Below are 22902 nucleotides of genomic sequence, written 5' to 3'. Positions count from 1 at the left end.
GGTCCGGAGTTCCACCGGGGCGTCACCCTTCGCCCACCGGCCGCCCCTCCGCCAGGTCCCGTACCGCCCGCTCCAGCCGCGTCCGGCGAGTCTCCGACGTCGTGGCCCGGAGCAGCGGGAGCAGCACCAGGTAGCGGGCGGTCCGGTCGAGCGCGTCGAAGGCCGCGCGCGCCACCGGGTCCGCGGCCAGCGCAGCAGCAAGGTCGTCCGGGACAACAGCCGTCGCCTGCGACGCGTACGCGCGGTCCCAGCGGCCGTCCTCCCGGGCCCGTCGGACCTCGGCGAGGCCGGGCTCCCGCATCCGGCCCGCCCCCGTCAGCGCCGCGACCTTCTCGACATTCACCCGCGACCACAGGCTCCTCGGCCGCCGTGGCCCGTACTTCTGCAGGTAGTACCGGTCGTCCAAGCCCCGACGCTGCCCAGAGATCCAGCCCCAGCACAGTCCCACGTCGACCAGTTCGTCATCCGTGACCGACGCGATCCCCGAAGCCTTCTTCGCAACCTTGACCCACACGCCCTCGCGGCGGGTGTGGTGCTCGGCCAGCCAGTCCTCGAAGGCCGCCGCGTCCGGGAACGCGACGACTTCCACCCCGTTGAACTGCTCCATACGGGCCAGGCTAGCCCGGCCGCGCCCCAGCCGGAGCGGGCAACGCCTGATGCCGGTACGTCGGGGAGCTTGCGTTGATGGGACACGTGTCGCACATCTGTCGATCGACGAACAGAAGGCCGTAAAACCGAGAGTGCCGCACGGCATCTGATGAACGACGGGAATCCGCCTGGGCAAAACCGGTTAAGTTCCTGTCGTGAACACGGCTCCCGCCGCTGTGTCACCGGCCTCCCGCAATTGCAGGCGGGCGGCCGCCGCAGCTCCGACGAGGCCCGCGTCCCGCGCCAGAGCGGCGGGGCGCACCTCGAGACCGCGGGCGAAGTCGAGTACCGCGAAGGTGCGCAGATGGCGGCGGAGCGGAGTGAACAGCGTCTCCCCGGCCTGGGCGACACCACCCCCGATGACCGCGACCTCGATCTCCAGCAGTGTCGCGCTGCCGGCGATGGCGGCGGCCAGGGCCCGTGCCGAGCGGTCGTACGCGGCCAGGGCGCGTTCGTCGCCCGCGCGGGCGGAGGCGGCGACGGCAGCGGCCGTCGGCTCCGCGCCCGGCTGCGGTGTCCAGCCCGTCCGCACCGCGTGTCGGGCGATGGCGGTCCCGCTGGCGTATCCCTCCACGCATCCCCGTGCGCCACAGGCGCAGGGGGCGCCGTCGAGGCCGACGGAGATGTGACCGATGTGCCCGGCGTTCCCCGAGGGCCCCGGATGCAGTCGGCCGCCCAGAACGTACCCGCCCCCGACGCCGGTCGAGACCACCATGCACAGTGCGTTGTCCACTCCGCGAGCGGCGCCGAGCCAGTGTTCGGCGGCGGTCATGGCCACGGCGTCTCCGAGCAGGACCGGTCTGATGCCGGCGAAGAGCATCGGATGGGCGCGCACGCTCTCGACGAGGGGAAAGGCCCGCCAGGCGGGAATGTTCACGGGACTCACCGTGCCGGCCGCCGTGTCGACCGGGCCCGCGCTCGCGATGCCCAGTCCACGTACCGTGCCCCAGGCCGGGGCGGCGGCCAGGGTGTCGATCACGGCGTCGACGGTCCGGGCCATGCGCTGGGTGGACTCCCGCGCGGGTGTGGGGAGTTCGGCGCGGTGGACGACGGTCCCCCGCTCGTCCACCAACGCACCCGCGATCTTGGTCCCTCCGATGTCCAGGGCGGCGTACACCGATTCAGTCCTCTCGGGCCGGTCGGGCCTCCCTGCGCACCGCTTACCGGCGGCGTCGAGCGAGAGGCCCGGACAACGTTGTCAAAGAAATGGGCGGCAGCAGGTCTTACACGAGGGGGCCACGTTCGGCCGGGCTCAGGCCGGCGGCTGCCACGAACAGCGTTCCCTCGCCCTCCACCAGGACGCCGTCGTCCGAGGCGGACAGGAAGCAGGAGTCGCCGGGGCCGAGCCGAAGGTGGTCCGTGCGACCCGCGCGCAGTCGGACCGATCCGTCCGTGCAGAAGGCGATGCGGGGGCCGGCCGACGGCACGAGGGGTCCGCCCGAGCCGTCGAGCCGGGTCCGGTGGAGGGAGAACTCCTCCACCGGGCAGTCGTACAGCTGTGTGGAACCGGGCCCCGGGACGCCGGTGGGCGTCACCTCGGGTACGCGCACCGCCGGGTCGGTGATCCGAAGCAGCTCGGGCACGTTCACTTCCTTGGCCGTCAGCCCGGCCCGCAGCACGTTGTCGGAGTTGGCGAGCAGTTCGAGTCCGACGCCCCGCACGTAGGCGTGCAGTCCACCGGCCGGCATGAACAGCGCCGCACCGGGTTCCAGGACCCGGTGGTTCAGGAGGAGGGAGGCCACGAGTCCGAGATCTCCGGGGTGGTGCCGGGACATGCGCTCCACCGCCGCATACGCCTCCGCGTGGGGGCCGTCGGACCGCGCCCGGCGCCGGCATGACTCCACGACGCCGCGCACCAGCGCCGCGCGGTCATCACTCGGCCACTCGAGTACGGCCCGCAGGGCATCGGTCAGCACCCGGTCGCCGGCGCCGGCCTGCAGCAGCGCGACGACCGGGCGCAACCGGCCGACCTCCAGGTCCTCCAGCACGCGCACGGCCTCCTCGCGGTCGCGGAAGCCGGCCAGCACCTCGAACCGGCTCAGCGCGCACAGCAGCTCGGGCTTGGGCCAGCCGTCCACGTAGGGACCGTGACGGCCGTCGGCCTGCTGCGCGGCGAAGGCCGAGCGCGCCTGCTCCCGGTCGGGGTGCACCTGTATGGACAGGGGTTGCTCGGCGGCCAGTACCTTCAGCAGGAAGGGCAGCCTTCCCCCGAACCGCCGGGCACACGCGGCCCCCAGCTCCCTCTCGGGGCCGTCGGACACGGCGTCCAGGAGGGTCAGCTCTCGTCCGCCGCGCGTCATGCCCGCGGGGCCGGACGGATGCGCGCCCATCCACAACTCCGCCTCCGGCCCGGCCGAGGGCGTCCTTCTGCCCTGCAGCCGGGCCAGTGCCTCGTGCGAGCCCCATGCGTATGGCTTGATGACCGGTTGAAGTAGATCCACGTTTTCACGTTAACGGCGTACGAACGAACTCCATGGCCCGATCGGCTTCTGTTATTGAACCGGTATAGTGGCGTCCCGAGGGGATCTACGGGTCATTCCTGCCGTGCGGTGTGAAGGGTGCGGGAGGGTGGAAGGCCGAACGGCGAACGGCGGAGGCTGTGGGGCGCCTGCCGGTGAGGCGGCGTGCGCGGATCCGGGCCCGGAGGCCCGTCCCGACGGAAAGCGGCTCCCGCGACGCGACACGAAGGCGTAGGCGGCCTCCCGGTGCCGGTGCCGGTGCCGGGGGCGTGAGTGACGGGCAGGTGCCCGTCAAAGGGGCGCGTCCGGGGGCAGGGGCACCAGGGGGCGTGGGCGTCCCGGTCGGCGTGTGGGGTGTGGCCATGGATGGCGTCTCTTTCGTTCGAAGGGAGACGGCTCGTCGCGTCGGTGGGTGCGACGGGTCTGGCCTCGAGATTTCGGCGCGGGTAGTGCAGGTCGGCCCGTGTACCGGTTAACCGGGTAGGAACGTAGGGCGACGCCGTTCCACTGTCAATCAGTTGCGCCGGCTCTGTTTCCGCTGGTGGTTGACCACTTTGTCGCATCCATCGGTACTGGTCAGCCCGTTTAGCGGTTTAGTCCCGGGGGTGCGGTCGTGCTCGGTGGACGGATCGCGAACCGGCTATTGACATGGGCGGAACACCCAGTGCCTCATGGTGTGGCGATGGCCCGGTGGTGCCTCATGGGGCCGAAGTCGCGGCAGGGCGAGGTCACTTGTCGGCGCCCACCCGCACCGGCGACGCCTGCGAAGCCTGCCTTTGGTCACACCTCTGTCGAAGTGCCCGCGACGCTCGCCGATCCTGCTCTCAGGAGTCGATGCCCGCACCAGACATCGTTGTCAGCGAGACATGGTCCGCCCTCGCGGGCATCGTCGCGCTCCGCACCACCCGCATTCGCATCCGCACGCGCAGCCGCATCCGCACCCGCATCCAAGGAGAGATATGCGAAAGCCGAGAAGCACCCTGATCACGACGGCGGGCATGGCGTTCGCCGCAGTCCTGGGCCTGCTGGTCTCGTTTGCCGGCCCCTCCGTCGGCGAGGCCGACGCGGCACCCACCGGTATCCGTGTCAGTGACGGAAACGTGGTCGAGGCGAACGGGAACGAGTTCGTCATGCGCGGGGTCAACCACGCCCACACCTGGTACCCCGAGCGCACGAGCTCCATCGCCGACATCGCGGCCAAGGGTGCCAACACCGTCCGCGTCGTCCTCAGCAGCGGCGACCGGTGGACGCGGACGAGCGCCTCCGAGGTCTCCTCCCTCATCGGCCAGTGCAAGGCCAGCAAGGTCATCTGCGTGCTGGAGGTGCACGACACCACCGGCTACGGAGAGGACGGCGCCGCCACCACCCTGGACAGGGCCGCCGACTACTGGATCGGCATCAAGAGCGCGCTCCAGGGCCAGGAGGACTACGTCATCGTCAACATCGGCAACGAGCCGTTCGGCAACACCGGCTACGCGGCCTGGACCGACGCCACCAAGAGTGCGATCGGCAAGCTCCGGGGAGCCGGCATCAGCCACGCCCTGATGGTCGACGCCCCCAACTGGGGCCAGGACTGGTCCGGGACCATGAGGGACAACGCGGCCTCGGTCTTCGCCTCCGACCCCGACCGCAACACCATCTTCTCGATCCACATGTACGGCGTCTACGACACCGCCACCGAGGTGCAGGACTACCTGAACCACTTCGTCTACAACGGACTGCCCATCGTCGTCGGTGAGTTCGGCGACCAGCACAGCGACGGCAACCCCGACGAGGACGCCATCATGGCGACCGCGCAGTCCCTGGGCGTGGGCTACATCGGCTGGTCCTGGAGCGGCAACGGCAGCGGCGTCGAGTACCTCGACATGGTCAACGGCTTCGACGCGAACTCCCTGACCACCTGGGGCAACCGCATCATCAACGGCGCCAACGGCATCGCGGCCACGTCCGAGACCGCCACCGTCTACGGCAGCGGGGGCGGGACGGGCGGCGGTACCGCGCCCAACGGTTACCCGTACTGCGTCAACGGCGGCTCGTCCGACCCCGACGGTGACGGGTGGGGCTGGGAGAACAGCCGTTCCTGCGTGGTCCGGGGCAGCGGCGCGGACAGCTGACGCCCTCGCGCACCTTCACATTCATGGGTCGTCCTCCCGGTCCTCGAGGCGGGGGGACGACCCGATGCGCGGCCCCGGCTCGGCCCTCCACGACCCCGAGACCGAGGCGAGGTGGCGGGCGCCGCACAGCATCCGGCTCGCGTCCGGCTCCGCACTGAACCGGCTCCGCACTGAACCGGCTGCAAGAGGGACTCGACGCGCTGCAGCGCTCAACGCTGGGCGAGTCGGCGGAATCCGACGCCGGTCAGGCACCCGCGTGTACGTGCCCGGCCCAGAGTGACGGGGTGTGGGGATACAGGTCGCGCTCAGCGAGGACCGCCGTACGCAGCGCGGCTGCGGAGCGGCTGCAGTCCAGGCCGCCGGCACCTGTCAGGGACGCGTAGAACGCCTGCGCGATCCGGGCGGAGACGATGTCGTCGGCCTCCCACAGTGTGCCCACCACATGCCGGAACCCGGCCAGTTGGAACGCACTCGTCAGATGGATGGCCTCGTCCTGCAGGTCGGCAGCGGCAGCGTCGCTCGTCCGGCAGGCGGAGAGGTACGCCAACTGCGCCTCGTCGAGAGTCACTGAGGCGACACCCGCGACGGTCAACGGGCTGGACAGGTGGTCCCAGAGCATCAGGCGGCTGTGAGAGGGGTCGACGGGGTCCGTGACCGCGTGGCAGGCGAAGTGGATCACGTGCGCGTCGGTGAGCCCGTCCAGAACGGCTCTCTTGGTCGGCACCGGGGCACCCGCGGGCGGTTCGGCTCCGGTCGGCCCGGCGAGCACCGTAGGGCTGGGCAGTGCGGCCGCCACGACTTCCGCCTCCGCAAGCGCACCGGGGAGTGGTGCGGCGCCAGGGGTGAACGGCATGGCGACGACGAGCGATCGCTCGGGCCCACCACCGTCGGCTCGTGGGCGGCGGGCGTAGTGCAGTGCGCGGATCGTGGGCGTGTACGACGACACGACGCGGTCCAGGACAGTACGGTCGCCGCCCTGCTCGGCGGACTCGCCATGGTGACCGGCGGCGTGGAGCGGGAGGGCACCCAGCAGTCCTCCGGGCGACCACCACACCCGAGGCGGATCGCTGTCACGGCCTGTGCCCGAGTCGAAGCCCAGCGCCCGGAGGACCGGCTCGGCAGCCACGTCCCAGAGCCAGCCCAGGATGCCGCTCAGCGTCCGCTGCGCCTCACGCTGGGCACGGAATCCGGTGAGGGGATCGGTGACGACGGCGAGCGTTCGGTGGAAGAGGTCGGCCTGTCGGCTCACCTCCGCGTGGGTCAGGCCGGGGAGCGGCAGGTGCCGTATGCCGTGCCGTGTGACCAGCAGGGCGTCGCAGCGTGACGGGTCGCAGTTGAACACCGCGACAGGCCCCTCCGCCGCGGCGGCGACGAGGGTCTCCGGCTCCGGTGGACGGGCGAAGGAGGCGAAACCCGGCAGGTCACGGATCTCGTCAAGGGTGGCGGCGAGTTCGGACGCGGCCCGGGGGCGGTCCAGGGAGCCGAGGGCCGCGGTGGCCTGTTCGGCTGCTGCGGGGTCGTCGCCCGTGGCGACCGTCTCACTGTCGAGCAGGTCGCGCAGGCGTACGAATCGCTCGGCGAGTTCAGGGTGGTGCCGGCGCAACTCCGAGATGTCACCGCGGGTGTCCAGCATCCGGCTGTGGAGGACTGCCCGCCCTCGTTCCAGGGTCTGAAGGGCACTGAGCTCCGCATCCGGCAGCAGCGGCGCCGGGATGGCCGGGTGCGGCATCGCACGCGGCCATCCGGGCGGGTGCGGCGTCTCACCCGCGATCAAGGTGACGGCCACGCTCCGGGTGACCAGCTCCGAGACGTCTTTCAGCGCTCGCTGCTGATCGGCCCGGTTGATGCGGCGCGGGGCGAGAAGGGGGATGATCCCGACGGCGTACTCCAGCAGGAAATGAGCGTGGAGAACATCCGACGGCGCGATCATGTGCGCTGCCGCCAGGGCGGACCGGATGCGTTGCGAGGGCACGGTCGTCTCGCTGCGGGCCGCCTCCGAGAGATCGTGGACCGCCTCCACCACGGTGAAGGGGGTCAAGGACTTGCCGGTCACCTCCGCGAACGCCTGCAACATCGGGTCAAGTCCGACCGCGTCTGCTTGTGCCTTGCGGGCGAGCCCCAGGTTGTGGCGGAACAGCGCGAGGCCGGAATGATCGGGCGGGGCGAGGTCGACGACCTGCTGGCACAGGGCCACGAGCTCGTCCACGTCGACCCGGTCGGGGCGCCTGCGCTGCTCGTCGGACAGGGCGGCGGTCAGGCTGGTGAGGGCGTGCAGCGATCCCGGATCGTCCTTCGGGAGCGCGTCGGCGGCACGCCGTGCGATCACCAGGGCCTCTTCGAGGTCCGCCGGATCGCTGCTCGCGCGGTAGCGAAGAAGGAGGGCATGGCTGAGCCCGGACAGGATGGTCGACATCTCGTCGTCGTCCAGCTCCGCTGCCCGCCGCATCAAGGTGATGCCCTCGTCGAGTCCTGCCGGTTCGGCGACCCGCTCGGCTCTTCTCACGAGCGCGAGGCCGAGTCCGTAGAGGTTCCGGCCCTTCTCGGGCTCAGGCGAGTCGTACGAGCGTCGCAGTGTCCGGACGGCGGCGTTCAGATCGTCGAGGCTGCCGGTGTGCGCGCCGCGTTCGGACAGAGCGATGCCCAGCAGGTGCAGCGGATTCACTCCTCGGGGGCCGTCGAGGGCCTCTTCGCCGACGGCCCGGACGGACTCCCGGCCGCTCTCGACTGCCTCGTCCAGCGCGGAGAGCTCTCCCGTGTGATGGAAGAGGTGAACCAGCGACACGCCGATCTGGGCGAGCACGGCGGCGGCTCCGGGATGCCCTGGTGATGCCTTCGCGAGGGCGTCGCGGCCGGCGGCCACCGATGCGTGGAGTGCCCCGAGCCCCTGACCCGCCCGGTATCGGGCGCGGTGCACCTCGGTGGCGAGGGAGCCGTACTGCAGCACCGCACTCTCCGGAGAGGTGATTTCCTGGACAGCGGCCGAGCTCAGCGATTCGGTCAGCTCGTCCAGGTCCTCGGCCCGGCGCTCACGCATGTACCGGTGCCACAGCGCCCAGGGAAGCTCCCGGCCGAGGACCGCGCGGAGGGCGGCGGGGGCCTGGCCGCCGTCCGAGCGGTCGAGTCCGGCCCGGATCACCGCGATCGCCCGCTCCACGTCGTCCGCGTCATCGGCACGTGACGATTCCCCTGCGGGCCGGCCTCGTTCGACGCGCTCCATGAGGGCGACGGCGAGCTTGCGCAGTATGTCCCAGCGGATCGTCATGTCGTCGTCCGGCACATGGCCGAGGGCCTGTTCCAGGGTGTCCACCACCGCGTCCAGGTCCTCCGACCGCTTCGCGTGCTGGTGGCGCAGCCAGTACGCGTAGCCCAGCCGGTTCAGTGTCCGGGCGAGTTCAAGGCCGGCGAGACCGTTTCCCGGTTCCCGCGCCAGTGAGGTCCGCAGCCGGATGGCCTCGTCCAGGTCTGCGAGGCCGGACGCACCGTCCAGGAAACGTCTCTCCAGGATCGTTGCCACGCTCTCCTGCGCGTAGCGGGCCAGTTCCGGGTGCTCCATGGCCGCGCGGCCCGCCTCCAGCCCCTCGTCCCACCGCCGCTCCGCCAGTGCACGGGGCATCAGGTCGCCGAGCAGTGAGGCCAGCGTCCGCATGAGGCCGTCCCGCTGCTCGTCGCGCAGCGAGAGACGGAGTGCGCCAGTGCATGCCTCACGGGCGGTGCGCAGGTCGTTGAAGGACTTCGTGAGCGTGTAGCGGCCGGCCAGGGCGAGGGCGTGGCCGGCCCGTGCGCTCGGGCCGTTGGTGTGCCCGACGGGCGTGACGCGCACGGCGAGGCTGAGAAGGCTGACGGCCTTCAGCAGGTCGTCCACGTTGTCGAGCACGTGGTACCGATGGAACAGAACCGATCCGAGTGCGCACAGATGGTTGCCGTAATGATCGTTGTCCGGGTCGGCGTGGGCCAGCAGGAACGAGCACCACCAAGCGAGGGCCGTCAGTTCCGTCCCGGCGTTGTCGCCCGCGGCGAGAGCCTGCGCGAGTTGCGTCCCCACATGGGTGCCGTACGCGTCCGCGATCTCGGTCCGCAGCCCCTCGGGAACGAGATACAGCTGTTCCGGGTGGAACAAGGGGGACAGCACGCGTACCGCGTCGTCCAGATCGGCCTGAGCGCCGTGATTCTCGTGGCGCGACCAGTACAGATGGCCCAGGGCCACCCTGGCCGGTTCGTCGGTGGGGTCGGCAGCCAGCAGCCGTGCCAAGTCGTCGATCACGGGAGCGGCGAGGGCTCCCAGCATCCCTGCGCTCGGGTTCGCCGACCACAAGGCGCGCAGGACCGTCTCGGCTCGGGTCAGCACACTGTGGCGCCATTCCTCGTGCCGCTCGGGCGATTGCCGCCCGCGGCCGTGCGTCCATGGTCCCGGATCGCGCACCGCATTCCCCCGAACTACCCTGCGTCCTCGGCTTGTTCGTGCATGATGCCCTGAAAGCCGGCATCTGTGAGGGGAGTCCGGGGTGACTGGGGAAAACGCGTCGGCACAAGTCCGAAGAGGCCTCTCCTACGTGTGCGAGAACCTCGACGCGCTGGACCGGCATCTGGCCGAACTCGGCCGGACCGATGCGCTCGTCCGACTGCGGCGCGCGATCGTCGACCGGACCGAGGACGTACAAGCACCCCTCGACGTCCTCGACGAGCTTGTGAGACGGGACGGTGACGCGCGCGGAGCCTACGGGACGGGAGTCCGTACCGTTCCGGAGCCGTCGCCCGTCGGCACGGGGGCGGCAGCCGAGGCCGACGTCGCGTTTCTCTGCCCTCTCGGCACATGCGCACGCGTGGTGTGGGCGGAACGCACGATGCAGGAACCGCCGCTGTGCCGCGTGGCCTCCGTACCGCTGCGCTGGGTCAAGCGCTGAGATGGGCGGGCTCCTGACGGAACTGGGCAAGCGCCTGGCCGAGCGGTGGCTGTCCTTGCTGGTGCTGCCCGGCGCTCTGTTCCTGGCGGCCGCCTTCGCCGCCCGGACCCTCGGGCACGCGGACGCCCTCGACCTCGACCTGCTGGTCCGAGAGGTACAGGCGTGGCGCCCGGCCCCGGGCGCGGGGGCAGGAGCACGACTTGCCGTACTCCTGCTGTTGGTCGCCCTGCTGTCCGCCGCTCTGGGCGTCGTGGCGCAGACACTCGGCTCGTTCGTGGAGCGAGTGTGGTTCGCGGCGGACTGGTCTGTCTGGCCGTGGCCTCTGCGGTCGTTCACCGATCGGCTGGTCTCCAAGCGCCGACGGCGGCGCGCCGAAGCAACGGCCGCGTATGAACGCGAGCGGCTGCGCGTCGGAGAGTCGCTGGCCGCCGGGAACGCCGAGAGCGGTGCGGCCCTGAGGTCGGCACGGCTCGCCGTCGAGCGTGTTTCACGGGAGGAACCGCACCGGCCCACCTGGACCGGCGACCGGATGCACGCGGTCTCCCTGCGCCTCGCGCGGGATCTCGACCTCGACCTCGCCACAGTGTGGCCGGCGCTGTGGCAGATGCTGCCCGACGCTCCGCGCCAGCACATCGAATCGGCCCGGGAGGCTCTCAGCCGGGCGACCGCACTCGTGGCATGGGCGGTCCTGTACGCGCTCCTGGCGGTGTGGTGGTGGCCGGCGCTACCTCTGGCCGTTGCCATGTTCATCACCGCGAAGCTCCGGATGCGCAGTGCCACCGAAGCCTATGCCGCCCTCGTCGAGGCATCGGTCCACGTGTACACCGCCGAGCTCGCCGAACGCCTGGGGGTGCCGGTGTACGGCGTCCTCGGCAGGCGTGCCGGCTGGGAGATCACCTGTCTGTTGCAGGGCAGGCGGCACCTGATCGACCTGACGGCGTACGAGCCACAGTCGTAGCCGGGTCTCGGCATGTCCCGCAGCCGCGCACGCTGTGCGGGCCGATGCCTCGCAGCGGGCAGCAGGCGGGCCGGCTGCCCGGGCCGGTGGCGGCGGTGCGCGCCGGGCCGCCCGGCGGCTCGTCCGGATCCGTCAGGGGCGACGATGGCCATGGTCGCCCTGCGGTAGACCCTGGTCGGACGGCGGTCGGCGACCTCGGCGATGCGAGAGGGAACGGCATCCTGGAAGGACGTTCCATCGTCCGGGGGATTCGAGGACAGTGGTGGGTCAGAGGCCCCCATGCGTTAGCGTGACGAGCGTCGGTAGTGAGCTCCGTGCTGGTTCGCGCTGGTTGCGAAGGTGCAGTAAGGGTAGAAACGTGCAGGTCAGGGCAATTTCATGAGAATTCTGCACACTTCCGACTGGCATCTCGGCCGGGCGTTCCACCGGGTGAACATGCTCGAGGCCCAGGCCGGGTTCATCGGCCATCTCGTCGAGACCGTGCGGGACCAGGGCGTCGACGCCGTGGTCGTGTCGGGAGACGTGTACGACCGGGCCGTGCCGCCGCTGGCCGCCGTCGAGCTCTTCGACGACGCCCTGCACCGCCTGGCCGACCTCGGCGTGCCCACGGTGATGATCTCCGGCAACCACGACTCGGCACGCCGCCTGGGCGTCGGCGCCGGGCTCATCGACCGTGCCGGCATCCACCTGCGCACCGACCCGGCGGGATGCGGATCCCCGGTCGTGCTGGAGGACGCGCACGGTGAGGTGGCCTTCTACGGGCTGCCGTACCTCGAGCCGGCTCTGGTGAAGGCCGGGCTCGGGGTCGAGAAGGCGGGTCATGAGGCCGTGCTCGCCGCCGCCATGGACCGGGTCCGTGCCGACCTCGCCACTCGCGCGCGCGGCACCCGTTCCGTCGTCCTCGCGCATGCCTTCGTCACCGGCGGCGAGCAGAGCGACAGCGAGCGGGACATCACCGTCGGCGGGGTCGCGGCAGTGCCCGCCGGTGTCTTCGACGGCGTCGACTACGTGGCGCTCGGGCACCTGCACGGCTGCCAGGCCCTCACCGAGCGCGTCCGCTACTCCGGGTCCCCGCTGCCGTACTCCTTCTCGGAGGCCACGCACCGCAAGAGCATGTGGCTCGTGGACCTGGACGCCGACGGCTCGGTCACCGCCGAGCGAGTCGACTGCCCGGTGCCGCGCTCTCTGGCCCGGCTGCGCGGCACCCTGGAGGAGCTGCTCGCCGACCCCGGGCTGACCCGGCACGAGGAGGCGTGGGTCGAGGCGACCCTCACCGATCCGGTCCGCCCCGCCGACCCCATGGCCCGGCTCACCGAGCGCTTCCCGCACACGCTGACCCTCGTCTTCGACCCGGAGCGGCCCCCGGACGGCCCGGCCGTGTCCTACGCGCGACGCCTCGCCGGCCGCAGCGACCAGCAGATCGCGGAGGACTTCGTGACGCACGTGCGCGGAGCCGGGCCCGACGACCGCGAACAGACCGTGCTGCGGGACGCCTTCGACGCGGTGCGCGCCGACGAGACCGTGCGGGAGGTGGCCCGGTGAGGCTGCACCGGCTGGACATCACCGCCTTCGGCCCCTTCGGCGGATCACAGAGCGTCGACTTCGACGACCTGTCGGCCGCCGGACTCTTCCTGCTGCACGGGCCCACCGGCGCCGGCAAGACCTCCGTCCTCGACGCCGTGTGCTACGCGCTGTACGGGTCGGTGCCCGGCGCCCGCCAGAGCGGCCAGGGCATGACCCTGCGCAGCGACCACGCCGCCGTCGGCACGCGGACCGAGGTGCGCCTCGCCCTCACCGTCGCCGGGCGGCGACTGGAGGTCACCCGGCAGCCGCCCTGGGAGCGTCCGAAGCTGCGGGGCAAGGGCACGACCGTCGACAAGGCCCAGACCTGGCTGCGCGAGTACGACGCGACGGCCGGTGCCTGGAAGGACCTCAGCCGCTCCCACCAGGAGATCGGCGAGGAGATCACGCAGCTGCTCGGGATGAGCCGCGAGCAGTTCTGCCAGGTCGTACTGCTGCCGCAGGGCGATTTCGCGCGCTTCCTGCGCGCCGACGCGGAGGCTCGCGGCAAGCTGCTCGGCCGGCTCTTCGACACCCGGCGCTTCGCCGAGGTCGAGAAGCGCCTCGTCGAGCGGCGCCGCACGACCGAGGCCCGGGTGCGCGAGGGGGACGCCGCGCTGCTGGCCGACGCCCACCGGATGCAGCAGGCCGCCGGCGACGCCATGGATCTGCCGGAGCTGGCGCCGGGCGAGCCCGGTCTGGCCGAGGCGGTCCTCGCCGCCGCCGCTCTCGCGCGCAGCACGGCCCGGGAGCTGCTGACCGTCGCCGACTGCCGGCTCACGGCCACCGAGACCGACCGGGCCGCCGCCGAACGCGACCTCGCCGACGCACGGGAACTGGACCGGCTGCAGCGGCGGTTCGCCGAGGCCCGGGAGCGGGAAGCGCTGCTGGCACAGCGGGCCGACGCCCACCGCGCCGCCCAGGAACGCATGGCACGGGCCCGCAAGGCCGAAGCGGTGGCCCCCGCCCTGGAGCTGCGGGACGCCGCCGACGCCGAACGCCGGCGGGCGGCAGCCGCGGAAACCCACGCGCGTGCCCTGCTGCCCGAGGCCCTCGCGGACGCCGGGGCCGCAGGGCTCGCCGCCGCCGCGCGTCGGGCAGCCGAGGAACTGGGCGGGCTGGAGTCGGCCCGGCGGGCCGAACGGCGCCTCGCGGACCTGGTCGAGGAGCGGGCCGCGCTGGACCGCCAGGAACGCGCCGACGAGGACGTCCTGCACGAGGCGGAGACCTGGCTCGCCGACTGGGAGACCACACGCACCGCACTGCAGGCCCGCGTCGACTCCGCGCAGGAGGCAGCGGCCCACGCCGAACAGCTCGCCGTGCAGCGCGACCCGGCGCAGCGGCGGCTCGCCGCGGCCCGGCAGCGGGACCGGTACGCCGCCGACGCGCAGGAGGCCCAACGGCACGCCCTCGCCTCGGCCGAACGTGCCGTCGAGGCCCGTGCCCACTGGCTCGACCTCAAGGAACAGCGGCTGACCGGCATCGCCGCCGAACTCGCCGAGGGCCTCACCGACGGCGCACCGTGTGCCGTGTGCGGCGCCCTCGAACACCCCGCCCCCGCGCGCAGGATCGCAGGGCATGTCGACCGCGAGGCGGAGGAGCGCGCCCTCGCCGCCTACCAGGACGCCGACGAGCGGCGCGCGGACGCCGAACGGCGCCTGGGCGCCGTACGGGAGGCGCTCGCCGCCGCCGCGGCGGAGGCCGGGGAGACGCCCACCGCCCGGCTCGCCGAAGAGGCCGAGGAACTGGAGCGGCGGTACGCGCGGGCGAGGGCCAGCGCCTCCGGGACGCACGCCGCGCATGAGGAGCTGCGCCGGGCGGAGCACGAGCGCGAGCAGCGGATCACCGCCCAGCAGCAGGCCGCCGTGCGGGCCGCCTCCCGGGTCGGCAACCGGGAGCGGCTGGAGAGCGAACGAGCCGCGCTGGAAGAGGAGTTGACGAGGGCTCGCGGCAGCGCCGGCAGTGTGGCGGCGCGAGCGGCGCAGCTGGAGCGCCGGGCCGCGCTGCTGACGGAGGCCGCCGACGCCGTCCGCCTCGCCGAGGACACGGCCCAGCGGCTCAAGGACGCCGACGCCCGTCTCGCCGACGCCGCCTTCCGCGCCGGCTTCGACACCCCGCGGGACGCCGCCGCCGCGCTGCTCGACGACGCCGCCCACCGCGAGCTGCAACGGCGGCTCGACGCATGGGACTCCGAGGAGGCCGCCGTCCGCGCGGTCCTCACCGAGGCCGACACCGCTGCCGCCGCCCAGCGGCCGCCCGCCGACGTGGCGGCGGCGGAACTCGCCGCCGCCGACGCGGGCCGCCGCCTGCGCGACGCCGCCTCCGCACGCGACGCGGCCGCCCGGTGCTGCGCCGAACTGGACCGGCTGTCCGCGCGGGCCACCACCTCCGCGCGCCGGCTCGCCCCGCTGCGCGAGGAGCACACCCGCGTCGCCCGGCTCGCCTCGCTCGCCGCGGGTACCTCCGCGGACAACGAACGCCGGATGCGCCTGGAGTCGTACGTGCTGGCGGCCCGTCTGGAGCAGGTGGCCGCCGCGGCCACCGCACGGCTCCAGCGCATGTCCTCCGGCCGCTACACCCTCGTCCACTCCGACGACCGCACCGGGCGCGGCCGCAGCGGCCTCGGCCTGCACGTCGTCGACGCCTGGACCGGCCGCGAACGCGACACGGCCACCCTGTCCGGCGGTGAGACGTTCTTCGCCTCGCTCGCCCTCGCGCTGGGCCTCGCCGACGTGGTCACGGACGAGGCGGGCGGTGTCCGCCTGGACACCCTCTTCATCGACGAGGGCTTCGGCAGCCTCGACGACCAGACCCTCGACGAGGTCCTCGACGTCCTCGACTCACTGCGCGAGCGGGACCGCAGCGTCGGCATCGTCAGCCATGTCGCCGATCTGCGGCGGCGGATCCACGCCCAGCTGGAGGTCGTGAAGGGACGGTCGGGGTCGGTGCTGCGGCAGCGGGGTGCCACCTGAGGGGTTCCGGCGGAACCTCGGCGGCCCGGTGGCCCGGCGGCCCGGTGGCCCGGTGGCCCGGCGGCCCAGCGGCCGGCGGGGGAGCGGTGGGGAGCAGGCGACGCTCGTGGTCACCGACCCCAGCTCGACGTACGAGGACGTCACCGCGCTCTTCCCCGCCGGGTGGTGGGGCATGCCGGACGATCCGGCCCGCCTCGTCGCGCGGCTCGCCACGGACGAGGCGACAGGGCTCTCCCCGGCTCGAACGCAGTCGAGAGCTGGGGAAGGGGCACCGGGCAGGTCATCGACTCGGAAGGCGGCTCCAGGCGATGAGCACGGCCCGGCGCCGGTTCGGATCCCGGCTCTGAGTCAGCCGGGCCCGGCGCCGGGCCGGAGCACGGCTCAGAGCCGGGACAGCTCGTCCACCAGGTCGTCCAGGCCGAGCGAACCCTGGGAGAGAGCCGCCATGTGCCAGGCCTTCGGGTCGAACGCGTCACCGTGCCGCTTGCGGGCGTTCTCCCGGCCCAGCAGCCAGGCCCGCTCCCCGAGCTTGTAGCCGATCGCCTGGCCCGGGATCGTCAGGTACCGGGTCAGCTCGCTCTCCACGAAGTCCGCCGGACGGCTGCTGTGCGCGCCGAAGAACTCCTGCGCCAGCTCCGGCGTCCAGCGCTCGCCCGGGCGGAAGGGGGAGTCCGCCGGGATCTCCAGCTCCAGGTGCATGCCGATGTCCACGATGACGCGGGCGGCCCGCATCATCTGCGCGTCCAGGTACCCGAGCCGCTGCTCCGCGTCGGTGAGGAAGCCCAGTTCGTCCATCAGCCGCTCCGCGTACAGCGCCCAGCCCTCGGCGTTGGCGCTGACCATGCCGACCGAGGCCTGGTAGCGGGAGAGGTCCTCCGCGACGTGCGTCCACTGGGCGAGCTGGAGGTGATGGCCCGGGACACCCTCGTGGTACCAGGTGGAGACCAGGTCGTAAACCGGGAAGCGGGTCAGGCCCATCGTCGGCAGCCAGGTGCGGCCGGGACGGGAGAAGTCCTCCGACGGGGACGTGTAGTACGGGGCCGCCGCGCTGCCGGGCGGAGCGATCCGCGACTCCACCTTCCGCACCCGCTCGGCGAGTTCGAAGTGGGTGCCGTCCAGCGCCTCGATCGCCTGGTCCATCAGGCCCTGCAGCCAGTCGCGGACCTCGTCGACACCCTCGATGTGCTTGCCGTGCTCGTCCAGGTGCGCCAGCGCCACCCACGGGGTTTCGGCGCCCGGCAGGATCTTCTCCGCCTCCTGCTTCATCTCGGCGAGCAGGCGGTGGAACTCGGCCCAGCCGTACGCGTACGCCTCGTCCAGATCGAGGTCCGTACCGTTGTAGTAGCGCGACCAGCGGGCGTAACGCTCCCGGCCCACCGTGTTCGGGGCGCCCGCCACGGCCGGTGCGTACTCGTCACGCATCCAGTCCCGCAGCTCCACCACGGCCGCGGTCGCGCCCCGGGCCGCCTCGTCCAGCTCCGCGCGCAGCGCGTCGGGGCCGGCCGACGCGAAGTCCTCGAACCAGCCGCGGCCCTCACCCGTGTCCGCCCACTCGCCGAGCTGGTCGACGAAGGTGGCGGTCGGGCGCGGTGCCGCGTACAGCTTGCGTTCCAACCCCAGGGCCAGGGACTCGCGGTAGCCCGCGAACGCCGCCGGCACCGCGCGCAGCCGCTCGACGATCCGAGCCCAGTCCTCCTCCGTCTGCGTCGGAGTGATGGTGAAGACCTCACGCACCGAATGCGCGGCGGTGCCCATGTTGCCGACCGAGCGCAGTCCCTCCTCGGCCTCGTGCACCGCGAGTTCGGCGGTGAGGCGCTCGCGCAGCAGCCGGGCGCAGCGCCGCTCCACGTCGCTGTCCCCGCCGGGCCGGCGCTCCGCCTCGTCCAGCAGGGCGAGCGTGGTCCGCGCCAGCTCCGCGAGGGCCTCCTGCCCGGCGGGCGAGAAGTCGGGCAGGCGGCTGGAACTCTCCGGCACGCCGAGGTACGTACCGGTGACCGGGTCGAGGGCGATGAGTGCGTCGACGTAGGCGTCGGCGACCTCGCGGGGCAGCGGGCTCTTGGTCTCTGACATGCGGACATACTCATACGGATTCCGGTGCCGCGTCAGCCCTGTTCGACGGGTCCGCCGCCGAGGGGGCCGGATTTCGCTCAGGGCGTGGCGGGCGGCAGCAGGGGGCCGCACTCCCACTGCTGGAAGATCAGCCGTGTCTCGACGCGGGCCACCTCCCGCCGGGACGTGAACTCGTCCAGGACGAGGCGCTGCAGATCCGTCATGTCCGCGACCGCGACATGGACGAGGTAGTCGTCCGGGCCGGTGAGGTGGAAGACGGTACGCGACTCCGGAAGCGCCCGGATCCGTTCCACGAACGGGCCGACCAGCTCCCGACGGTGCGGTCGCACCTGCACCGACAGCAGTGCCTGGAGCCCGCGCCCGAGCTTCGCCGGGTCGAGTTCGAGCCGATGGCCGAGGATCACCCCGGCACGCCGCAACCGGGTCACCCGGTCCAGGCAGGTCGACGGGGCGACCCCGACCTGGGCGGCGAGATCGCGGTAGGTGGTCCGGGCGTCGTTCTGCAGCAGTCGCAGCAGATGAAGATCCACCGGATCCAGTACGACTGATTCGCCCATCGGCCGAACGTAGCACGGCTCGCGGTCCCCGGAGCCCGGTCGGTGTTCACTCTTCGGTCCATGGACTCCGCGCGCACGCACACGTCAACGTCCGACGACGCACGCACCACCGTACGCACAGGCAGGGCACTGGCCACCGAGGCCGTGCACGCCGGCCGCGACGATCTCGCCGGCCAGGGACTGCACGCTCCGCCCATCGACCTGTCCACGACCTACCCGTCGTACGACAGCCGCGGCGAGGCCGCCCGCATCGACGCGTTCGCCACCACCGGCGCCGACCCGGAGGGCCCGCCGGTCTACGGCCGCCTCGGCAACCCCACCGTCGCCCGCTTCGAGACGGCGCTGGCCCGGCTGGAGGGCACCGAGGCCGCGGTCGCCTTCGCCAGCGGCATGGCCGCGCTCAGCGCCGTCCTGCTGGTCCGCGGCTCGATGGGACTCCGGCACGTCGTCGCCGTACGGCCCCTCTACGGCTGCAGCGACCACCTGCTGACCGCCGGACTGCTGGGGTCCGAGGTCACCTGGACCGATCCGGCGGGCGTCGCCGACGCGCTGCGCCCGGACACCGGCCTGGTGCTCGTGGAGTCACCGGCCAACCCCACGCTGGCCGAGGTGGACCTGCGGGCCGTCGCCCACGCCTGCGGATCCGTGCCGCTGCTCGTGGACAACACGTTCGCCACGCCCGTGCTCCAGCGCCCCGCCGAACACGGAGCCCGGCTGGTGCTGCACAGCGCCACCAAGTACCTCGGCGGACACGGAGACGTGCTGGCCGGTGTGGTGGCCTGCGACGAGGAGTTCGCGGGGCGGCTGCGGCAGGTGCGCTTCGCCACCGGTGGCGTACTGCACCCCTTGGGTGGCTATCTGCTGCTGCGCGGGCTGTCGACCCTGCCGGTGCGGGTGCGCGCCGCCTCCGCGACCGCCGCCACGCTCGTCGAGCGCCTCGCCGCCGACCCGCGGGTGGCCCGCGTCCACTATCCGCGCATCGGCGGCGCGATGGTCTCCTTCGAGGTCCACGGCGACCCGCACGACGTCATCGGCCGCGTCCGCCTGATCACCCCGGCCGTCAGCCTCGGCAGCGTGGACACGCTCATCCAGCACCCGGCGTCCATCAGCCACCGCATCGTGGCCGCCGACGACCGCCGGGACGCCGGGGTCGTCGACCGGCTGCTGCGGATGTCGGTCGGCCTGGAGGACGTCGACGACCTGTGGGCCGACCTGGACCGGGCGCTGGGGGAGCCGGTGGCCGGGGCGATCCCGCTGCGGGAGGCACTGTCGCGGGCCGACTGACCCGCGCGGCACCGCCCGTCGGCGCTCACTCCGTGCCGATCCGCTCCGCACGTGGCAGCCGCGCCGCGGCCCGGGCCGCCGGGTCCAGGCGGGCCGTGATGACCAGGGTCCCCTCCTCGATCTGGTAGTCGAGGGGGAGGCCCAGGCCGCGCATGGCGGCGACCATGCCGGTGTTGGACGCCTGCGTCACGGCGTACACGCTCTCGCAGCCCGCCTCGGCCGCCATCGTCACGAGCCGGCCGAGGAGCTCACCGCCGATGCCCCTACGCTGCCACGCGTCCTCGACGAGCAGCGCGACCTCCGTCTCGTCCCCGTCCCACAGCAGGTGCCCCAGTCCGACGATCCGCCCCGATGCGGTCTGCACGGCGAGGGTTCGGCCGTAGCGCGGGCCGAGCAGGTGGTCGAGATACCGGTCGGCGTCACCGACCGGGCCGTGGTACCGCATGCCGAGCGTCCGTGCCGAGCACCGCTCGTGCATCGCCTTGGCCGCGGGGAGGTCACGCGTGTCGGCCCGGCGGACCGTGATGTCGCTCCCCTGCGGCAGCGTCAGCGCGTCCCGGCTGCGCGGGACGCGCGGACCGAGCCGGGCGTCCAGCTCGACCAATGCCCGCGCCCGCGCGAACTCGGCCGGGGTGAACGGCAGATACGGCCGCTCGACACTGATCACCCCGCCCTCCGGCGCGCGCAGCCGCAGCACGGTGTCCTCCAGCGCGCCTTCCGGCGGTACGTCGCCCGCCGCGCGTCCCCCGGCGGACGCCGGCACCGACCGGATGGTGCACCGGCCCAGCAACTGCCGCAAAGCAAGCGGGAGTTCCGCCGCGTCCAGGGCCGTGCGGGCCGCCAGTCCCAGGATCCGGGTCGGCGCGTCGACCAGGTCGTGGGCGTCCGCCCGCTCGGTCCAGGTGTGGGCACCGCCCGCCGTCGACACCACGTCGGCCAGCTCGGACCCCGTCAGCTCACCCGGGGCGCGGAGCAGGAACTCGTCCACCGTGCCCTCGGCCAGCGGGTGCGTCTGCAGGTTCAGGATGTCCACCCGCCGGTCGGCGAGGGCCGCGCACAGGACGGCCAGCGACCCCGGTGCGTCCCGCACCGTCGTCCGCATCCGCCACAGCGCGCTGTCTGCGGTCTCGGTACCGGCGTCGGTACCGAGAGCGGCGTCGGCGTCGGTGCCGGTATCGGTTGCGGCACCGGTCCTGGCCCCGGCCTCGTCCTCGGCCCGGCTCCCGGCCGCCGTCGCGGCCGGCGGCCGGGAGCCGGTATCGTCCGCCGGCGGGGCGTGTCCGCGGCGCCGTGACCACCGGCTGTGGAACCCGGCCGTGGTGATCAGTGCGGCCACCGAGGCGAGCAGCATGACGGGCACCCCGGGGCCGTGCTCGACGAGGAGGGCCGCGGCATCCGTCACTTCAGACATGTCTCGAGTCATGCAGCCACTGTGAAGGAACGGTGTTGCGTGATCACGAACGCTCTGTGACCGATGGGTAAAGAAGGCTTCCGGGGTATTTGTTGCGTTCTCTGCCCGTGTGGTGTCAGAGGACGGCCACCTCCTCCGCCAGCATGCTCCGCAAGGATCGCGTCATGCGGAAAACCGTGAAGGCAGCCACTGACAAACGGCCTGAGCTGCCGAAACGACCCCGCAGGGTGGTCAGTTGGACTGCGCGCGCGGCAGCAGGAAGCCGGCCGCGCACCGGGGGATGACGCCGGTGCGCGGCACACCCGACAGGCTATACGGGAACTACTGGCCGACCCGGCCCGGCTGGAGCACCTTCGTGAACAGCACGGTGCCGTCCTGCTCGCGCAGCCGCACCGTCATCTCGGCACTGTCGCCGTCGATGTCGACCTCGCCGAAGAACTGGTAGCCGCCCGCGGGGGAGACGTTCGACGCGGTCGGCGCCTTCACGAACACCCTCTCCGGGCCGAAGGTGCCGTCGAGCGCGCTGGCCGGGAAGGCACCCGCGTTGAGCGGCCCGGACACGAACTCCCAGAACGGCTCGAAGTCCGTGAACGCGGCCCGCGAGGGCTGGTAGTGCTGGGCCGAGGTGTGGTGCACGTCGGCCGTCATCCAGACCGTGCCGGTGATCCGACGGTGCTTGATGAAGCGCAGCAGCTCGGCGATCTGCAACTCGCGCCCCAGCGGCGCGCCGGGGTCGCCCTGCGCGATCGCCTCGATGTTCGGCTTCCCCTCGCCGCCGTCGGGCACGACCAGGCCGAGCGGCATGTCGGCGGCGATGACCTTCCACACCGCACGCGACCGCGACAGCTCCCGCTTGAGCCACTCGAGCTGCTCGCGGCCCAGGATGCCCTGCGGGTCCACCGTCTCGTCGCCGGGGGAGTTGGCGTTGCGGTACGTCCGCATGTCCAGGACGAACACGTCCAGCAGGGGGCCCTGGCGCAGCACCCGGTGCACGCGGCCCTCCCGTGCGCCGGGGCGCAGCGTGGAGATCGGGAAGTACTCGGCGAACGCGCGCTGGGCCCGGGCGGTCAGGACGTCGACGCTCTTCTCGGTGTAGCGGCTGTCCGTGTCCGCGATCACCTGGCCCGGGTACCAGTTGTTGCGCACCTCGTGGTCGTCCCACTGGATGATGGACGGGACCTGGGCGTTGAAGCGGCGCAGGTTCTCGTCGAGCAGGTTGTAGCGGAAGTTGCCGCGGAACTCGGCCAGGGTCTCGGCGACCTTGGACTTCTCCTCGGTGGTGATGTTCCGCCAGGTGCTGCCGTCGGGCAGCTCGGCCGTCGCGGCGATGGGGCCGTCGGCGTAGATGTTGTCGCCGCTGCACAGGAAGAAGTCCGGGTCCAGGGCGCCCATGGCGTCGTAGATGCGGTAGCCGCCGAGGTCCGGGTTGATGCCCCAGCCCTGGCCCGCCAGGTCGCCGGACCACACGAAGCGCACTCCCTCACGCCGGCGGACCGGCACCGTGCGGAAGGTGCCGGGGACCGGCTCGCCGGTGCGGCGCGGGTCGTCGGGGTCGGCGAGGAGCACGCGGTAGTGGATCTGCTCGCCCGGCGGCAGGCCGCGCAGCCGGGTCGTGCCGGTGAAGTCCGTGTCCGCCCCCAGCAGCGGGCCGCGCCATCTGCGCGGGTTGCGGAACGACTCGGTCGCGGACGTCTCGACGATCATCCGGGCCGGCCGGTCGGACCGCACCCAGACCAGACCGGAGTGGGAGGTCACGTCTCCCGTCTGCACGCCCCAGCCCGCTCCCGGCCGCCCGGAACGGGCGAACGCCGGCGCCGCCCCGAGAGCGGTGGGCAGGGTCAGGGCCGCCGACGCGGCAAGGGAGCCGCGCAGCACGCTGCGGCGACCGGGCAACGGACGGTGTGACATGGATGCGCCTCCAGGAACGGGATCCGGCCAGCGTTTCGGCCAGTGTGCAGAGCCAGACCT

14 protein-coding genes are annotated in these 22902 nt (G+C 72.6%); 6 read left to right on the top strand and 8 right to left on the bottom strand.

The window, feature by feature from the left end; translation table 11 throughout:
• Positions 1 to 22: 22 nt before the first annotated feature.
• From ACP4J0_RS11485 to manA, 3 genes are all read right to left on the bottom strand, one after another.
• A complete protein-coding gene (locus ACP4J0_RS11485; protein WP_426598534.1) occupies positions 23 to 607 on the bottom strand; it encodes a YdeI/OmpD-associated family protein in 585 nt (194 codons plus the stop codon).
• Positions 608 to 790: 183 nt separating this feature from the next.
• On the bottom strand, positions 791 to 1765 hold the full coding sequence (locus ACP4J0_RS11480; protein WP_426598533.1) for an ROK family protein: 975 nt from the start codon (positions 1763 to 1765) through the stop codon (positions 791 to 793).
• A gap of 106 nt (positions 1766 to 1871) precedes the next feature.
• Positions 1872 to 3089 (bottom strand): mannose-6-phosphate isomerase, class I, encoded by a 1218-nt coding sequence (gene manA, locus ACP4J0_RS11475; RefSeq protein WP_426598532.1) that lies wholly within the window; start codon positions 3087 to 3089, stop codon positions 1872 to 1874.
• 977 nt (positions 3090 to 4066) lie between these two features.
• Here manA and ACP4J0_RS11470 point away from each other — a divergent pair.
• Complete coding sequence (locus ACP4J0_RS11470) at positions 4067 to 5221, top strand: cellulase family glycosylhydrolase (protein WP_426598531.1); 1155 nt, start codon at positions 4067 to 4069, stop codon at positions 5219 to 5221.
• Positions 5222 to 5465: 244 nt separating this feature from the next.
• On the opposite strand, the gene ACP4J0_RS11465 is transcribed toward ACP4J0_RS11470, so the two are convergent.
• The gene (locus tag ACP4J0_RS11465) at positions 5466 to 9566 is read right to left on the bottom strand and encodes a CHAT domain-containing protein (RefSeq protein ID WP_426598530.1); all 4101 of its coding nucleotides are present in this window, start codon (positions 9564 to 9566) and stop codon (positions 5466 to 5468) included.
• A 157-nt stretch (positions 9567 to 9723) separates the two neighbouring features.
• Here ACP4J0_RS11465 and ACP4J0_RS11460 point away from each other — a divergent pair, with 157 nt between their 5' ends.
• From ACP4J0_RS11460 to ACP4J0_RS11445, 4 genes are all read left to right on the top strand, one after another.
• Entirely contained in the window at positions 9724 to 10122 is a 399-nt protein-coding gene (locus tag ACP4J0_RS11460; protein ID WP_426598529.1) for a hypothetical protein, read from the top strand.
• A 1-nt stretch (position 10123) separates the two neighbouring features.
• A complete protein-coding gene (locus ACP4J0_RS11455) occupies positions 10124 to 11080 on the top strand; it encodes a hypothetical protein (protein WP_426598528.1) in 957 nt (318 codons plus the stop codon).
• 378 nt (positions 11081 to 11458) lie between these two features.
• On the top strand, positions 11459 to 12622 hold the full coding sequence (locus tag ACP4J0_RS11450; protein WP_426598527.1) for an exonuclease SbcCD subunit D: 1164 nt from the start codon (positions 11459 to 11461) through the stop codon (positions 12620 to 12622).
• Positions 12619 to 15612, top strand: a complete 2994-nt coding sequence (locus ACP4J0_RS11445) for an AAA family ATPase (RefSeq protein ID WP_426598526.1) — start codon at positions 12619 to 12621, stop codon at positions 15610 to 15612. The genes ACP4J0_RS11450 and ACP4J0_RS11445 overlap by 4 nt, the downstream gene beginning before the upstream one ends.
• Positions 15613 to 15993: 381 nt before the next feature.
• Here ACP4J0_RS11445 and ACP4J0_RS11440 read toward each other — a convergent pair whose 3' ends face one another.
• Together ACP4J0_RS11440 and ACP4J0_RS11435 are read right to left on the bottom strand one after the other, a co-directional pair.
• Positions 15994 to 17682 (bottom strand): DUF885 domain-containing protein, encoded by a 1689-nt coding sequence (locus ACP4J0_RS11440; protein WP_426598525.1) that lies wholly within the window; start codon positions 17680 to 17682, stop codon positions 15994 to 15996.
• 77 nt (positions 17683 to 17759) lie between these two features.
• Positions 17760 to 18239 (bottom strand): Lrp/AsnC family transcriptional regulator, encoded by a 480-nt coding sequence (locus tag ACP4J0_RS11435; protein WP_426598524.1) that lies wholly within the window; start codon positions 18237 to 18239, stop codon positions 17760 to 17762.
• A 60-nt stretch (positions 18240 to 18299) separates the two neighbouring features.
• Between ACP4J0_RS11435 and ACP4J0_RS11430 the strand changes: the two genes are divergently transcribed.
• Positions 18300 to 19523 carry a trans-sulfuration enzyme family protein gene (locus ACP4J0_RS11430; RefSeq protein WP_426598523.1) on the top strand — a complete coding sequence of 408 codons (1224 nt, stop codon included), beginning with the start codon at positions 18300 to 18302 and terminating at the stop codon, positions 19521 to 19523.
• A 25-nt stretch (positions 19524 to 19548) separates the two neighbouring features.
• Here ACP4J0_RS11430 and ACP4J0_RS11425 read toward each other — a convergent pair whose 3' ends face one another.
• Both ACP4J0_RS11425 and ACP4J0_RS11420 read right to left on the bottom strand, forming a co-directional pair.
• A complete protein-coding gene (locus ACP4J0_RS11425) occupies positions 19549 to 20934 on the bottom strand; it encodes an N-acetyltransferase family protein (protein ID WP_426598522.1) in 1386 nt (461 codons plus the stop codon).
• 321 nt (positions 20935 to 21255) lie between these two features.
• Positions 21256 to 22842, bottom strand: a complete 1587-nt coding sequence (locus tag ACP4J0_RS11420) for an alkaline phosphatase D family protein (protein WP_426598521.1) — start codon at positions 22840 to 22842, stop codon at positions 21256 to 21258.
• Between the last annotated feature and the right edge of the window lie 60 nt (positions 22843 to 22902).

Source organism: Streptomyces sp. WG7, assembly GCF_049975785.1.
GTDB lineage: Bacteria > Actinomycetota > Actinomycetes > Streptomycetales > Streptomycetaceae > Streptomyces.
This window is presented reverse-complemented; position numbering and strand designations above follow the sequence as displayed.